The sequence below is a fragment of the Olleya sp. YS genome (assembly GCF_029760915.1).
In the GTDB taxonomy this organism is placed as follows: Bacteria; Bacteroidota; Bacteroidia; order Flavobacteriales; family Flavobacteriaceae; genus Olleya.
Genome location: NZ_CP121685.1, coordinates 1,085,627 through 1,101,628, shown reverse-complemented (window position 1 = coordinate 1,101,628; position 16,002 = coordinate 1,085,627). Strand labels below are relative to the sequence as shown.

The 16,002-nt window shown below is 32.3% G+C and carries 11 protein-coding genes; 9 read left to right on the top strand and 2 right to left on the bottom strand.

The genetic code is table 11. The features are described 5' to 3' along the window. The first annotated feature begins 57 nt into the window (after nt 1–57). From Ollyesu_RS05125 to Ollyesu_RS05100, 6 genes are all read left to right on the top strand, one after another. A complete protein-coding gene (locus Ollyesu_RS05125; RefSeq protein ID WP_279302726.1) occupies nt 58–3,498 on the top strand; it encodes a DUF4175 family protein in 3,441 nt (1,146 codons plus the stop codon). After that, a complete protein-coding gene (gene ybeY / locus Ollyesu_RS05120; protein ID WP_279302725.1) occupies nt 3,491–3,910 on the top strand; it encodes an rRNA maturation RNase YbeY in 420 nt (139 codons plus the stop codon). The genes Ollyesu_RS05125 and ybeY overlap by 8 nt, the downstream gene beginning before the upstream one ends. Nucleotides 3,911–3,977: 67 nt before the next feature. Next, a complete protein-coding gene (gene mnmG, locus Ollyesu_RS05115; protein WP_279302724.1) occupies nt 3,978–5,849 on the top strand; it encodes a tRNA uridine-5-carboxymethylaminomethyl(34) synthesis enzyme MnmG in 1,872 nt (623 codons plus the stop codon). 46 nt (nt 5,850–5,895) lie between these two features. Continuing rightward, a complete protein-coding gene (locus Ollyesu_RS05110) occupies nt 5,896–6,756 on the top strand; it encodes a class I SAM-dependent methyltransferase (protein WP_279302723.1) in 861 nt (286 codons plus the stop codon). 231 nt (nt 6,757–6,987) lie between these two features. After that, entirely contained in the window at nt 6,988–7,488 is a 501-nt protein-coding gene (locus tag Ollyesu_RS05105; protein ID WP_279302722.1) for an OmpH family outer membrane protein, read from the top strand. A 137-nt stretch (nt 7,489–7,625) separates the two neighbouring features. After that, nucleotides 7,626–9,395: a hypothetical protein gene (locus Ollyesu_RS05100; RefSeq protein ID WP_279302721.1), complete on the top strand. Its 1,770-nt coding sequence runs from the start codon at nt 7,626–7,628 to the stop codon at nt 9,393–9,395. A 9-nt stretch (nt 9,396–9,404) separates the two neighbouring features. On the opposite strand, the gene Ollyesu_RS05095 is transcribed toward Ollyesu_RS05100, so the two are convergent. Further along, a complete protein-coding gene (locus tag Ollyesu_RS05095) occupies nt 9,405–10,322 on the bottom strand; it encodes a diacylglycerol kinase family lipid kinase (protein WP_279302720.1) in 918 nt (305 codons plus the stop codon). A gap of 1 nt (nt 10,323) precedes the next feature. Continuing rightward, nucleotides 10,324–11,478, bottom strand: coding sequence for a DNA polymerase III subunit delta' (locus Ollyesu_RS05090; protein ID WP_279302719.1), 1,155 nt, complete (start codon nt 11,476–11,478; stop codon nt 10,324–10,326). Nucleotides 11,479–11,605: 127 nt separating this feature from the next. Between Ollyesu_RS05090 and Ollyesu_RS05085 the strand changes: the two genes are divergently transcribed. The 3 genes from Ollyesu_RS05085 to Ollyesu_RS05075 are packed head-to-tail and all read left to right on the top strand — an operon-like array spanning nt 11,606 to nt 16,001. After that, nucleotides 11,606–13,180: an SPOR domain-containing protein gene (locus Ollyesu_RS05085; protein WP_279302718.1), complete on the top strand. Its 1,575-nt coding sequence runs from the start codon at nt 11,606–11,608 to the stop codon at nt 13,178–13,180. Nucleotides 13,181–13,196: 16 nt separating this feature from the next. Continuing rightward, nucleotides 13,197–14,384 (top strand): phosphoglycerate kinase, encoded by a 1,188-nt coding sequence (locus Ollyesu_RS05080; RefSeq protein ID WP_279302717.1) that lies wholly within the window; start codon nt 13,197–13,199, stop codon nt 14,382–14,384. Between the two features lie 39 nt (nt 14,385–14,423). Then, complete coding sequence (locus Ollyesu_RS05075; RefSeq protein WP_279302716.1) at nt 14,424–16,001, top strand: LysM peptidoglycan-binding domain-containing protein; 1,578 nt, start codon at nt 14,424–14,426, stop codon at nt 15,999–16,001. Nucleotide 16,002 lies beyond the last annotated feature (1 nt).

Genomic DNA, 16,002 nt, shown 5'->3' with positions numbered 1-16,002 from the left:
GCTTTAACAGAGATAGAAAAAATAAAACAGTATTTTAGTAAGTTAAATAGCAAATACTTGAATAACTTCAACACCATACAGTCCAAATTAGAGCAGTTTATTAGAAAATATTATACTAATGAGTTGATAAAAGGCGCTATCTTGTTTTTTAGTATTGGGTTATTATATTTTATATTCACACTGTTGGTCGAGCATTTTTTATGGTTAAATTCAACAGCAAGAACTATTTTGTTTTGGCTATTTATTACTGTAGAATTAGCCCTATTTATTAAGTTTATTGCCTTACCAATTGCAAAATTATTTAGGTTACAAAAAGGGATTAATTATAAACAAGCATCCGCTATAATTGGAAACCACTTTCCTGAAGTCAACGATAAATTATTGAATGTTCTCCAGTTAAAAGAGGAGAATAACACGTCTGAGTTACTTTTAGCAAGCATCGATCAAAAATCAGAAGAACTAAGTCCGATTCCGTTTAAAAGTGCGGTCAACTTTAAGCAAAATACCAAGTATTTAAAATATGCAGCCATTCCTATTGCTATACTTTTAATTTCTATTATTTCAGGAACATTTAATTGGTTTAGTGATAGTTATGAGCGTGTTGTTAATTATCAAACTGCTTATGAGCCACCTGCACCTTTTCAGTTTTTTGTGCTAAATGACAATTTAAAAACGGTTGAAAACAAAGAATTTAGACTATTAGTCTCTACACAAGGCAAGGTGATTCCTGAAGATGCACAAATCACCTTTAATAACGAAACCTACTATCTACAACAGCGCGAAACAGGACATTTTGAATATGTTTTTGAGCAACCAAAACAAGACTTAACATTTAACTTATCTGCTAATGGTATCACCTCTAAACCCTACACATTAAAAGTGGTTGAGGTACCTACTTTGTTAAGCTTCAATATGATATTAAACTATCCAAATTACACTAATAAGCGAAATGAAGTGTTAAAAGGTGTTGGGAATGCTGTAGTACCGCAAGGTACAAGAGTAACATGGCAATTAAACACAAAATCTACAGATGCTGTAGATTTAATTAGCAAAGACACATTAACCTTTTCTACAGATAAACTAAGTGTTTTTGAAGCTTCTAAAAATATTTACAACAATTTTGATTACAACATAAGCACAAGCAATAAAAACTTAAAGCACTATGAGAATTTAGCGTATAGCATTTCAGTAATTAAGGATCAATATCCAGAACTTAAAATGGAAGCTAAAACAGATAGTTTGGATCAACAATCCTTGTATTTTAAAGGACAAGTTAGTGATGATTATGGATTAAGCAAATTACAGTTGGTCTATTACCCTAGCGGTAATGAAACTGAAAAGAAAGTACAAAATATACCCATTTCCAAATCTAATTTTGATGAGTTTATTAGCGCGTTTCCAAATAATTTAACTATTGAAGAAGGCGTGTCGTACGACTTGTATTTTCAGGTATTTGATAACGATGCTGTTAATAAAAACAAAAGCACAAAAAGTGTAGTGTATAACTACAGAAAGCGCACACAAGACGAAGACGAGCAAAAACAATTACAAGAGCAAAACCAAACTATTCAGGATTTAAATAAATCTTTAGAAAAGTTTGACAAGCAACAAAAAGAGCTTCAAGAATTGTCTAAAACACAAAAAGAAAAGTCAGAACTTAATTTTAATGATAAAAAGAAATTTGAAAACTTCTTAAAGCGTCAGAAGCAACAAGAGCAGATGATTAAGCAATTTAATAAGAAGTTAAAGGATAATTTAAACGAATTTCAAAAAGACAAAAAAGAAGAGGATCGATTTAAAGAAGATTTAAAAGAGCGTTTAAAAGACAACGAAGAACAGCTTAAAAAAGACGAAAAACTTCTAGAAGAATTAGAAAAGCTAAAAGACAAATTTAGTAAAGAAGAATTTTCTGAAAAGCTAGATAATTTAGCTAAAAAGGCTAAAAGTCAGAAACGAAGTTTAGAACAGTTATTAGAACTAACAAAACGCTATTATGTGACCAAAAAAATGGAAAAAATTGGTGACGAGCTTGAAAAATTAGCAGAGGATCAAAATAAATTAGCTAATTCTAAAGATGAAGAAAACACTAAAGACAAACAGGATGAGATTAACAAAAAGTTTGAAGACATTCAAAAACAGTTAGAGGATCTTGAAAAAGATAATCAAGAACTAAAAAAACCAATGGAAGTCCCTCGAGATAAAAACAACGAGGAAAACATTAAAGAAGACCAACAAGAAGCAAGCGAAAAGCTTCAAGAAAAGCAAGAAAGCCAAGACCAACAAGAAAAGAAAGAGAAACAACAATCTGCAAAACAAAAGCAGAAAAGTGCAGCCCAAAAAATGAAAAACATGAGCATGAAAATGCAAATGCAAATGGGTGCTTCAGCGCAGCAGCAGTTATCCGAAGATATAGAGATGTTACGTCAAATTTTGGATAATTTAGTGGTGTTTTCTTTTGATGAAGAATCGTTAATAAATCAATTTAAAAGCATCGAAATTAATCATAACGAATACGCATCCTATCTAAAAAAACAAAAAGAACTTCGCACTCATTTTGAACATGTAGACGATAGCTTATTTGCTATTTCATTACGTCAACCAATGTTTTCAGAGAACATCAATAGAGAAATTAACGAAGTATATTTTAACATTGACAAATCTTTAGAACAATTATCAGAAAACATGCTGTATCAAGGGGTATCCTCTCAACAGTACGCATTAACGTCTGCAAATAATTTAGCCGACTTTTTGAGCGGAGCATTAGATAACATGCAAATGCAAATGGGTATGCCATCTCCAGGACAAGGAGAAGGAGGCATGCCTCTTCCAGATATTATAATAACCCAAGAAGAATTAGCTAAGAAGATGGAAGATGCTATGAAGAAAGGTAAAGAAGGTAAGGAAGGAAAAGAAGGTAAAGAGGGTGAAATGGAAGGCAGTGATAAAGGCAACAAGCCTGGCGACAAAGAAGGAGACAAAGAAGGAGAGCAGGGTAAAAAAGGAAATAAAGGTAACAAAGGTGGAGAGAACGGAGAAGGTCAAGGAGGTGAACAAGAAGGAGAAGATGGTTATAACGAAGATATTAATGGTGAATTATTTAAAATTTATCAAGAACAACAGCTTTTAAGACAAGCTTTAGAAGAACGTTTAGATAAAGAAGGTTTAGGTGAAAACGGAGATGCTAAACAACTTCTAAAAGACATGGAAGAGGTAGAGTTAGATTTAATCAATAAAGGATTTACTAATGAAACGCTAACTAAAATGATGAACATACAACATCAACTACTCAAACTCGAAAATGCAGTTTTGCAACAAGGACAAGAACAAAAACGACAATCTGATACTAATAAACAAGAGTTTAAAAACACAACAATCAATCAAGTTGATAAAGCCAAACAATATTTTAACACTACTGAAATATTGAATAAGCAAACCTTACCTTTGCAACAAACTTACAAGGAAAAAGCACAAAAGTATTTTAAACAAAAAGATGATTAGTTTTAATTACGAAACCGACTTTAAACTTTCAAATGAAGATAAGATAGTTACTTGGATATCTGCCATTATAAAAAATGAAAACTGCCAAGAAGATGAAATAAATTATGTGTTTTGTAATGATACATACTTACATAAATTAAACCTAGAATTTTTACAACATGATACGCTAACAGATATTATTAGTTTTGATTACTCAGTAGGAAAAAGATTACAAGGCGATATATTTATATCTGTAGAACGCGTAGAGGATAATGCAAAAGATTTTAAAGTTGATTTTGAAACTGAATTACATCGTGTGATTATTCATGGTATTTTGCATTATTGTGGTTATAAAGATAAAACAGATACAGACAAAAAAATTATGCGTAATAAAGAAAACGAAGCATTACTTGTCTTAAGTAAAATGTTATAGTTTGTTGTATATTTGCGCGCTAAATAAAAAATAAATTAAAAAGGTTCCACGTGGAACAATAATAATTATGTTTAACGAAGTTTATGATGTCATAGTAGTTGGTGCTGGTCATGCTGGAAGCGAAGCAGCAGCAGCAGCAGCAAATATGGGAAGCAAAACATTGCTAATTACCATGAATTTGCAAAACATAGCGCAAATGTCATGTAATCCAGCAATGGGTGGAATTGCAAAAGGCCAAATTGTACGAGAGATTGACGCGCTAGGTGGTTATTCTGGAATTGTAAGTGACACATCTGCTATTCAGTTTAAAATGTTAAACAAGTCTAAAGGACCTGCAATGTGGAGTCCAAGAGTGCAAAGTGACAGAATGCGTTTTGCAGAAGACTGGCGCTTGCTTTTAGAACAAACTGAAAACTTAGACTTTTACCAAGAAATGGTATCTGGTTTAATTGTAGAACAAGGAAAAGTTACAGGAGTAAAAACATCGTTAGGTGTAACTGTAAAAGCTAAAACAGTTGTATTAACAAACGGAACATTTTTAAACGGGTTAATACACATTGGAGATAAAAATTTTGGTGGAGGAAGAGCAGGTGAAAAAGCGGCAACCGGAATAACAGAACAATTAGTTGATTTAGGTTTTGAATCAGGAAGAATGAAAACAGGAACTCCTCCACGAGTAGATGGAAGATCGTTAGATTTTTCAAAAATGATTGAGCAACCAGGTGATAAAAACCCTGAAAAATTCTCTTATTTAGACATTACAAAACCTTTGATAAATCAAAGATCCTGTCACATGTCTTATACAAGTGAAAAGGTTCATGATTTACTTCGTGAAGGTTTTGATCGTTCGCCAATGTTTAATGGTCGTATTAAAAGTTTAGGCCCAAGATATTGCCCATCTATTGAAGATAAAATTAACCGATTTGCAGACAAAGATAGACATCAACTATTTGTAGAACCTGAAGGGTGGAATACAGTTGAATATTACATTAATGGGTTTTCTACATCATTACCTGAAGACGTCCAATTTAATGCATTACGATCTGTAGTAGGTTTTGAAAATGTCAAGTTTTTTAGACCTGGTTATGCAATAGAGTATGATTATTTTCCACCTACTCAATTAAAACATACACTAGAAACTAAGTTAGTAGATGGATTGTTTTTTGCTGGTCAAATAAACGGAACTACTGGATATGAAGAAGCAGCTTCACAAGGTTTAATGGCTGGTATAAATGCTGCCTTAAAAGTGCAAGAACGCGATCCCTTTATCCTTCAGCGAGATGAAGCTTATATAGGTGTTTTAGTGGACGACCTAATTACAAAAGGTACAGAAGAGCCTTATCGTATGTTTACGTCTAGAGCAGAATACAGAACATTATTACGTCAAGATAATGCAGATATCAGATTGACTCCTAAAGGATATGATTTAGGCTTAGCTTCAGAAAAACGCTTAAAAAGGATGGAAGAAAAACATGAAGCAGCAGAGCAATTTGTTCAGTTTTTTAAACAGACTAGTGTTACGCCAGATGAAATAAACCCAGTTTTAGAAGCTAAAAATTCTGCAGCAATAAGACAACAGGATAAGATGTTTAAAATGTTTTCTAGACCTAATATTGATATAGAAGATATGAAGCAAGTAAAGTCTGTTTCAAAATATATAGAGGAGCATAATTTAGATAACGAGATAATTGAGCAGACTGAGATCCAAGTTAAATATTCGGGTTATATCGAAAAAGAAAAGAATAACGCAGACAAGTTAACACGACTTGAAAACATAAAAATTCCAGCTAATTTTGATTATTCAAAATTGCAATCTATGAGTTTAGAAGCAAGAGAAAAACTTAAAAAAATACAACCCGTAACTATATCTCAAGCATCAAGAATTAGTGGTGTGTCTCCAGCAGATATTTCTGTATTATTGGTTTATATGGGAAGATAATTTTAAACAAAAAATTAAAGCGTTCCACGTGGAACGTTTGTTTTTAATGAGCAAAAAAGCAGAACAAATCACACCTTTTAAAATAAAAGATTATTCAGTCTCTGGAGAGGCTTTTCAATTAATTGAAAATAAAACGTATGGTTTTTTAGAAACCACTCCAAAACCAGCAATTGATAAATTACCTGACTACTATAAAACAGAAGATTACATTTCGCATACAGATGCTAAGCGCAATTTGTTTGAAAAAGTATATCATAAAATCAGGCAGATTTCTTTAAAAAAGAAATTAAAATTAATCAACTCGTTAAAACAAGAAGAACAAAACGTATTAGATTTTGGATGCGGAACAGGAGATTTTTTAAAAATCGCTCAACGTAATAATTGGACGGTTTCAGGAATTGAACCTAATGAAGAGGCTAGAAAAATTGCAAATATAAAAACGAATAACTCCGTTTTTAATTCAGATTACTTAAACTCTTTTACAAAACATAGTTTTGATGTTATAACGCTTTGGCATGTATTAGAGCACATTCCAAATTTAGAAGAACAAATTACACAGTTAAAATCTTTACTAAAAACTAAAGGAGCACTAGTAATAGCTGTACCTAATTATAAAAGCTATGATGCTAATTATTACAAACAGTTTTGGGCAGCTTATGATGTGCCAAGACATTTATGGCATTTTAATCAAGAATCAATTTCAAAATTATTTTCAAGTTTTAATATGAAGATTGTTAATACCAAACCAATGGTTTTTGATTCTTATTATGTAAGCTTACTTTCAGAAAAATATAAAACTGGGACTATGAATATCTTTAGGGCTTTTTGGATTGGTTTGAAGTCAAACTTAAAAGCTAAGACCACTGGTGAATATTCATCCTTGATATATGTTATTAAAAACACCTAAAATCTATTTAAACAACTTTAAAAAGGATTTTAGCGGGTTAATCTATAATTTCCCTTTAAAATTTTTAAAACAAGCTTAAAACCTTTTATTTGAAGCTGTTTTTAATCAGTATTTCTTATTGAACACTATATTTTCTATAAATATTTCTTATTGTAATTAAAATTCTTAAAAAAGTAATTTTCAATTTGTATAATTATTTACATTTGCCCAAATTCAGAAAACAGATAAAATATGAAAAAGTTAATAGGATTAATATTAGTAGCTTTAGTTTTAACATCTTGTCAAAAACAAAAAATTGCTTACGTAGACAACGGTGTATTAATTAATGAGATTAAAGAAAAATTAGATATTGAAGCAAAATATACTATCAAAGATTCAGTATTTAAAAGAAAAGTAGATAGCTTTCGTCAGGTATTTCAATCCGAATATCAAAAAGTAGCATCGCTTTCTAAAAACAAACAAGAGTCAGAGTTACAACTGTTAAACCAAAAAGCACAAGGTTTACAACAAGCTTGGCAAATGGAGCAGCAAGGTTTTCAAAAAGAATATCAAGTAGAGATTGATACGTTAATATCTAAAGTTAAAAAGTTTGTACATAATTATGGAAAAACTAATGGCTACGACTATATTTTAGGTACCGTTGATGCGTCTCCAAGCGTGATGTATAGTAAAGAAGAAAATGATATTTCTCAACAAATTAAAGACGCAATAGATGCTGCTTACAGCAAATAAAAAATAAAAATTCATTTTCAAAAAAGGCGATTAATAGCAGTTAATCGCCTTTTTTTTGTATATAATAGTTTATATATCAGTGATTTTCTTATAAATAGTTATATTTAAAGCGCTATTAATTATATACAAAACAAACTATGAAAAGCTTGTTGTGGCTTTGTGCTATCTTCTTTTCTTTTATTTTTACAAACACTGCACAAGAAGCTGTACCTTTTAAAACACAAAAAGCGTTTTATATTTATGGTGATGCAGTTACTATAGGAAATAACATCTTAAGTAAGGATGCTATCAAACCTTATAACAATATTAAGTTAACTAATGATGATATTGACATGGTTTACGTAGATGTAGATCAAGACGATTCTACTTTTTCCTCAAGTTCTGCAACCCTTCAACTACCTGATAATCAAAAAAAAATAGCCTACGCTGTATTATATTGGTCGGCAACATACAGTTATATTAAAGGGTCACGACGAGAGGAAAACTCTCAATTTTATTTTCAAGGTAAAAGACAAAGAAACAGAACGTTAATTAATAAAATTAAATTAAAATTACCTGGAGAAAACTATCAAAACATTAAAGGAAATGTCCTTTTTGATGGTGCAACACAACCCTCTTTTGCCTTAAATGCTCCATACGTGTGCTTTGCAGATGTAACCAAACAATTACAAGAAGCAAAAACAACAAATGGTGAATATACAGTTGCAAATATCAATGCTACAGAAGGTTTTGTATCAGGAGGAAGTGCAGCAGGTTGGATGTTGTACATTGTTTATGAAGCACCAACTGAGAAGCCTAAGTACATTACTACATTTAATGGTTTTGTTCATGTTGGGAATGAACCTGTAGAAATTAACCTAGATAATTTTAAAACACCAGAAACAGGAGCTACAACCACAGATTTAACCATAGCTGCTTTAGAAGGGGATTCTGACATAACAGAAGACGAGTGTGTAATTGCTAATCCAAAGCTAAAAAAAGCATGGCGTTTAAGAACAAAAGATAGAGACGAAAAAAACTTTTTTAGTAGTCAAATCTCATCATCAAAAAAAGCAAATCTAAAACGAAATCCAAGTAGCAATAATACCTTAGGGTTTGATATAGCATCATTAACCTTACCTAATAACGATGAAGCTGTAATTGTTAATAATACAGACGAAGTAGAGTTGTTTTTTAACACTAAACAAGACCGATTTTACTTGTTTTTTACTGCTTTTCAAACAGAAATAAGCGAAACTTTTTTTGAAGAAATAGAAAATAATCTACCTACTAATGCTGTAGTTATGGCGTCTCAAAAACCAAAAGTAGAGCCTATTGTTTTAAAAGAAATCAGGCCAGAACCGTTACCTAAACCAAAAACGACTAGTGTTGTAACTATAGAAACGAAACCCATTGAAAAAACTTCTAAACAAGAGATAAACACTACGACAATTACATTAAAACAACCAGAGGTGATTGAAGTACTGCCAGTAAAAGAAGACGTTAATCCCATTTCTTCAGAAGTAATAGCATCACCTGCTCAAAAACAAGCCTTAGCAGAAGGAGAGGTGTATATTAGTTCTTCTACATACGTAAAAGCACTAAAACTAGAGGATAAACCATTGGAAACACAAGCGTTTAAGCTACTATTAGAAAAAAATGCAGCACAGATTGATGGTGTTAAAAAAGGGTATTATGTCATTAATAAGTTTTTTTCTGAAGCAAAAAACGCTATAGCTTGGCAAAATCAGCTAAAAAATCTAGGATTTAATAGTGATATTTTAATTGATGATAATAAAGAGTTGTATTATGTTTATGTATTTCATACAGAAAACTTTTATGACGCTTATATGCAACACAAAACATTGATAGTTAAAGAGCCTTTTAAAGAAAACTGGGTATTTAAAGTCAATATGACAGAATATTAAGTCACTATTTTAACAATAAAAACGGATGGTATTTGGTAAAATAGTCACCTCGATATTGTCTGTTGCTAATTGTTCTCCATCAGCTTGAATGAATGGTTTAGGATCTTCAAAATTTAAAATTAGACGCTTTGTTTTAAACGTTTTTACTTTTTTATGGTTTACAATTTGACCATTAAATAGTTTAAGCAGATTTCTAATAACATCCCATTTAGTTAAATTTACAGCAACAGTGATGTCAAACAAACCGTCTTTAGGGTCTGGTTGCTTAGTAAGCCGCATACTAGAACCTGTATATTTACATAAGCCTATTTGAATCATAAAACAATTAGTGTATTGTAAAACGTCTTTATTTTTAGTTATAGTAACATCAAAAAGTTTAACATTAGACAACCCTTTTATGGCTCCTAAAACATATGTGAACTTTCCGTAAGACCTATTATCTTTAACAAGATTTACAACTAATCCGTCGTAGCCAACACCTGCTAAATTTATAAAATAGGAGTTAGGTAAAAGGTTATTTGAATAACTTATACATCCAACATCTTGAGTGTTGGTATGTCCATTTATAATGATTTGAAGTGCTTTATTAATATTTTTTGGGATGTTATAAGTTTTTACCCAATCATTTCCTGTGCCAACAGGAATGACTCCAAATGTAATAGCACTGCTAGCAATATCTTTTTGACCGAAAACACCATTGATAAAGTTGTTTAAAGTACCGTCTCCACCAATAATTATAAAATGCTTAAAGCCGTTTTTTATGGCAGCTTTGGTTATTTCAATTTCATGTTTTGAATACTCGCTGTAGGCAAACTGAATCGTGTAACGTTGATTAAGTTTAGGTTTAATATATTGCCAAATTGTTTTTCCTTTTCCATTTCCGGAAACAGGATTGATAATTACAAAAAAAGATGTCTTAGCAGTCAAGTTAATCTTGTTTAGCGTGTAATAATCGTGTTAATTTAATGGATAAGTCGGTAAGAATAATTTTAGAGTTTCCGTTTCGTTCTATGTGGTAAATAGCGTCATTTAATTCGTTTGAAATATCTAAAATATTGTTGTTGTGCACAAAAGGAGCAAACTTAGCCAAATCAAAATTCTTACTTTTAGTTTCAAAGTACACCAAGTCTTCAGCACCATAATTTAAAAGCATGGCTTGTCTAAAAAAGTCTAAACAAAAATTTAAAAATTGCTTTTGTGTTTCACGACCTGTTTTAGCAATATCTTCACTCCAACCAATTAAATCGTGTATTGCAGCTTTATTTCCTTTTGCTTTAAAAGCAGCTCTAATCCAGAAGATAAACCATTGTTCAAATTGGTCGTCTTCACTGTCATGATAGACTAAATCGCAAGCCTTATTATAATTTCCATCAGATTGATGTGCAATTTTTGTGGCTGTAGCTTCATTTAGATTAAACTGTTTAATAATTCCGTTTTTAATATCGTCTTCAGCTAAAGGTGGAAAATGTAGTATCTGACAACGCGATCTAATCGTGCTTAATATTTGTTCTTCCTCTTCTGCAATAAGTATAAAAACAGTTTTGTTAGGCGGTTCTTCAATTAGCTTAAGTAGTTTATTGGCTGCTTGCGTATTCATTTTTTCAGCCATCCAAATCAACATTACTTTGTAACCGCCTTCATAAGACTTCAAACTTAAAGCCTTTACAATATCTAATGCTTCATCAACACCAATTTGACCTTGTTTGTTGTCTACGCCTAATAAGCGGTACCAATCAAACAAGTTACCATATGGTTGTTCTTTTAAAAGCTGCCTCCATTCTTCTAAAAAATGAGATGATACAGGATGTTTTTTTACCTTACCTGTTGAGGTTACGGGAAATGCGAAATGTAAATCAGGATGCGTGAAATTATTAAACTTTACATTACAAGATTCGTTTTCGCCTATATTTTCACCGCTAGTGTTTTTACATAAGATGTATTGTGCATAAGCAATAGCTACAGGTAACGTTCCGGATCCTTCAGGACCAACAAATAGTTGCGCATGAGGTATACGACCATTGTCTGCACTTGTTGTCAAGTGTTTTTTTATATGATTTAGACCTAAAATATCACTAAAAAGCATAGCACAAATATAGTTTTCCTGACAATTATAAACTATTTTATTTAAAGATTGATTTTAGTGTTACAAATTTAAAGTATCGCAGTATTTGTATATATTTGGAGATTATAAACAGTTTTAATTTTTTAAAATGAAAAGATTATTAGGTTTACTTTTTTTCTTAATTTGTATTAGCCACGTTAATGCCCAAGACACAGAGCTAAAAGCAAATGCTTTTGGAGATGGAGTTGCTTTTGAGTCCCAAAATGAGTTTTATATTTTTGGTGATGTTGCAGTAATAGGCAATAATATTTTAAGTGAAGACGATAAAGACGCCTTTAATAATACGTTAGTTAATAATGACGATACTAAAATGCGCTATGTAGACATTGATAGCGACAAAGAAACATTTTGCTCTAGTCAAGCGACACTAACCTTACCATCAGATTTTAAAAAAATTGCCTACGCAGGATTATATTGGACTGCTACATACGCTTACGAAAAAGGTACACGTAAAGAACAAAAAGGAAATTATGATTATAGAGGTAACGGAGAACGCTCTCCTGTTATAAACCAAATTAAATTTCAATTACCCAACCAAGACTATCAAGACATTACTGGTCAAGTCATATATGATGGCTCTACAAACGTTACACATGCTATCAACTCTCCTTATGTATGTTATGCAGATGTTACACAATTATTAAAGGACGCAGAAACAAAATCAGGAAACTATGTGGTTGCAAATGTAAAAGCAACACAAGGTTATTTATCTGGCGGAAGTGCTGCAGGATGGATGTTATATGTGGTGTATCAATCACCAACAGATAACCCAAAGTACATATCAACCTACCATGGTTTTGCTTTAGTAAATAAAGAAGAGCCATTAGATTTAAACTTTAAAAACTTTAAATCAGTAGAAAAAGGCGATGTAAAAACATCAGTTGTTTTATCTGCAATAGAAGGTGATGCTGCTTTAGAAGGAGACGAATTTGCAATTATTAAACAACGTGATGGTAGCTTCCAATCACTTAGTAATGGAGCGCGTTTTCAGCAAAACTTTTTTAATAGCTCGATTACCAATAACAGTATTAAAAACAGAGACCGACTACCAAATAGCGAAAACACATTAGGGTTTGACATTGCCAAACTAGACATACCAAACTATAACAACGCAATTATTAGTAATAGCACAAGCGAAACTACTTTGCGCCTAAAAACACAATCAGACCGTTTTTATCTTTATTTTACTGCGTTTCAAACAGAAATTGCGCAAACTTATTTTGATGACATCGTTCAAGAAAACAACCCACAAGCCAGTCAAAGCGCTAATGTGGCTCCAGAAATAGTAAGAGCTCAACCAGAAACTGTACCAAGCTACGACACCAAAGAAAAGCGCAAACCTTATCGCTACTTCAAAAGAGGATTAAATTCTAGTGCGTTTAACTACTTGAAAAACAAAAAGTCTACTGCAATTGCAGGAATTGAAGGTGGTTATTATGTTGTCACTGGTGTTTTTGCAGAGCCAGCAAGAGCAGGGAAATGGACGTCTAGTCTTATAAAAAAAGGGTATGAAGCTAATGCGTTTATAAACCCAAAAAACAACTGGAATTATGTGTATTTATTACGAAGCGACACACCAGAAGACGCTTTTAAATTAATGGAAGATTTAAAAACAAATTACAGATATAGAGATACTTGGGTTTTAAAAGCCAACCTTGACTAAACACATAATTTTATTAATGAAGACACTTAACGATTTTAATTTTAAAGACAAAAAAGCTTTAATACGCGTAGATTTTAACGTTCCATTAGATGCAGATTTTAATGTTACAGACGTAACTAGGATACAAGCTGCAAAACCAACCATTATAAAAGTTTTAGAAGATGGAGGAAGCTGTATTTTAATGTCGCACTTAGGAAGACCAAAAGGTATGCAAGAGGAGTTTTCGCTTAAACACATCGTTAATAAAGTTGAAGATATTATTGGTGTAGAAACTCAATTTGTTTCGGATTGTATTGGATCTGAAGCTGAAGAAGCAGCTTCCAATTTAGAACCTGGTAAAATCTTGATTTTAGAAAACCTTCGTTTTTACGACGAAGAAACAAAAGGAGATACCGCTTTCGCTGAAAAACTAGCTAAACTTGGAGACATTTACGTTAACGATGCATTTGGTACTGCACATAGGGCACATGCCTCAACAACAATAATTGCTCAGTTTTTTCCAGAAAAAAAATGCTTTGGACATTTATTGGAGCAAGAAATAAAAAGTATTGATAAAGTAATGAAGACTGGTGAAAAACCAGTGTTGGCTGTGCTTGGAGGTGCAAAAGTATCTTCAAAAATTACAATTATTGAAAATATATTAGACAAAGTAGACCATCTAATTATAGGTGGTGGAATGACATTTACCTTCATAAAAGCGCAAGGAGGAAGTGTTGGAGACTCTATTTGTGAAGACGATAAAATGGACTTGGCTTTAGATATTTTGAAACAAGCCAAAGCTAAAAATGTCCAGATACACTTACCAGTAGATGTATTAGCAGCTAATGCTTTTAGCAACGATGCAGATACACAAGTCATGGATGTAACAAAAATTCCAGACGGTTGGCAAGGATTAGATGCTGGACCAAAATCTAAAGCAATATTCCATGATGTAGTGATGCAATGTAAAACCATTCTCTGGAATGGTCCATTAGGCGTATTTGAAATGGAAAGCTTCGCAAACGGAACCATAGAGCTAGGTAATTCTATTGCAGAAGCAACCAAAAAAGGTGCGTTTTCATTAGTTGGTGGTGGAGACTCTGTTGCAGCAGTAAAACAGTTTGGTTTTGAAAACAAAGTAAGCTACGTCAGTACTGGTGGTGGTGCCATGCTAGAAAGCCTAGAAGGTAAAACATTACCTGGTATTGCAGCCATTTTAGAATAATTTTAAGCTCTTTAACGTTATACAATAAATAACAGATAAATGCAGCAAGTAAAAACACAAATCGTTTTAATTATATTGTTATCAGTAAGTTTTTTTGGCTATACTCAAGAGAATTCTAATACGCGATTAACTCAAGACCAACTAATAGCAGGAGAAGATTATGTTATTGATACAATTATTGATGGTCAAGCCTATTTTAAAAAATCAATAGAAGCACTACAATCGGTAGAATTACCTAAAGTACTACAAGACGATGCATTTGCATCAAACATCGATAAAAAATGGCTGGATGAGTTGTATAGCACAACCCTTTTTGACACTATTTATAGAGATGTTGCAGATTTAAAGTACAATGCAGTGTATTACCCAGAGCTAACTACAGATACATTAAAAGCAAGGTTAGCGCGTTTGAACGCAAAAACACCATTTAACGTAGAATATAATCCTGCATTAGAAAGTGTTATCAAATCTTTTTTAAAGAATCGCCATCAATCTTTTGAGCGCCTCATGGGACTAAGTAATTATTACTTCCCAATGTTTGAACGAGAGTTAGATAATCAAGACATTCCTTTAGAAATGAAATATCTTGCAATTGTAGAATCCGCATTAAAGCCACGTGCTCGTTCAAGAGTTGGTGCAACTGGTTTGTGGCAATTTATGTTTGCCACAGGTAAACAATACGGATTGGATGTTAGCAGTTATGTTGATGAGCGTAGTGACCCAATTAAATCTACTAAAGCAGCTGCAACCTATTTATCAAGATTGTACAAACTTTTTGGTGATTGGGACTTAGCTTTAGCAGCATATAACTCTGGACCAGGAAACGTTAGCAAAGCTATTAGACGTTCTGGAGGTTACCAAAACTATTGGAATATTCGCCAAAACCTACCTCGTGAAACTGCAGGCTATGTGCCAGCTTTTTTAGCAACGATGTATATTTTTGAATATGCAAAAGAACATGGTTTTGTGCAACACAGACCAGAGTTTCATTTAATAGAAACTGACACGATCCATGTGAAACAAATGATTACCTTAGATCAAGTGTCAGAGTTTACAGGTGTTGAGATTGAAACACTTCAGTTTTTAAATCCTGCGTACAAATTAGATATCATTCCTTTTATTGAAGGAAAAAACTACACGTTACGTTTACCAAGAGCTATTATTGGTGCGTTTGTAAATAACGAAGACCAATTGTATGCTCATGCTAAAGCAGAATTTGAAAAGCGTGAAAAGCCACTACCACAATTTTTTAACGCAGACACCAAAACGCGATACACCGTTAAACAAGGTGATTATTTAGGAAAAATTGCCAGAAAATATGGCGTTAGAGTAAGTCAAATCAAGCAATGGAACGGATTACGCAGTAATAATTTAAAAATTGGGCAACGTCTAACTATTTATCCAAGAAACGGAGTGGCTGTAAAGAAGCCAATAGCTTCAACAAAAAAAAGTACTAAACCTACAAAAGGTGAAACCTATATAGTACAACAAGGTGATAGCTTATGGAGCATCTCTCAAAAATTTACTGGAGTTTCTGTTCAAAATATTAAAGATTGGAACGATATTAGTGGTACTAAGTTAAAACCTGGAATGAAGTTAATTATCTCTAAAGGGTAAA

What these genes read in the sequence shown, in the direction of transcription:
- Ollyesu_RS05080 (WP_279302717.1), top strand. Translation starts at nt 13,197, where the DNA reads ATGAAGACACTTAACGATTTTAATTTTAAAGACAAAAAAGCTTTAATA.
- Ollyesu_RS05075 (WP_279302716.1), top strand. Translation starts at nt 14,424, where the DNA reads ATGCAGCAAGTAAAAACACAAATCGTTTTAATTATATTGTTATCAGTA.
- ybeY (WP_279302725.1), top strand. Translation starts at nt 3,491, where the DNA reads ATGATTAGTTTTAATTACGAAACCGACTTTAAACTTTCAAATGAAGAT.
- Ollyesu_RS05110 (WP_279302723.1), top strand. Translation starts at nt 5,896, where the DNA reads ATGAGCAAAAAAGCAGAACAAATCACACCTTTTAAAATAAAAGATTAT.
- Ollyesu_RS05085 (WP_279302718.1), top strand. Translation starts at nt 11,606, where the DNA reads ATGAAAAGATTATTAGGTTTACTTTTTTTCTTAATTTGTATTAGCCAC.
- Ollyesu_RS05100 (WP_279302721.1), top strand. Translation starts at nt 7,626, where the DNA reads ATGAAAAGCTTGTTGTGGCTTTGTGCTATCTTCTTTTCTTTTATTTTT.
- mnmG (WP_279302724.1), top strand. Translation starts at nt 3,978, where the DNA reads ATGTTTAACGAAGTTTATGATGTCATAGTAGTTGGTGCTGGTCATGCT.
- Ollyesu_RS05090 (WP_279302719.1), bottom strand. Translation starts at nt 11,478, where the DNA reads ATGCTTTTTAGTGATATTTTAGGTCTAAATCATATAAAAAAACACTTG.
- Ollyesu_RS05105 (WP_279302722.1), top strand. Translation starts at nt 6,988, where the DNA reads ATGAAAAAGTTAATAGGATTAATATTAGTAGCTTTAGTTTTAACATCT.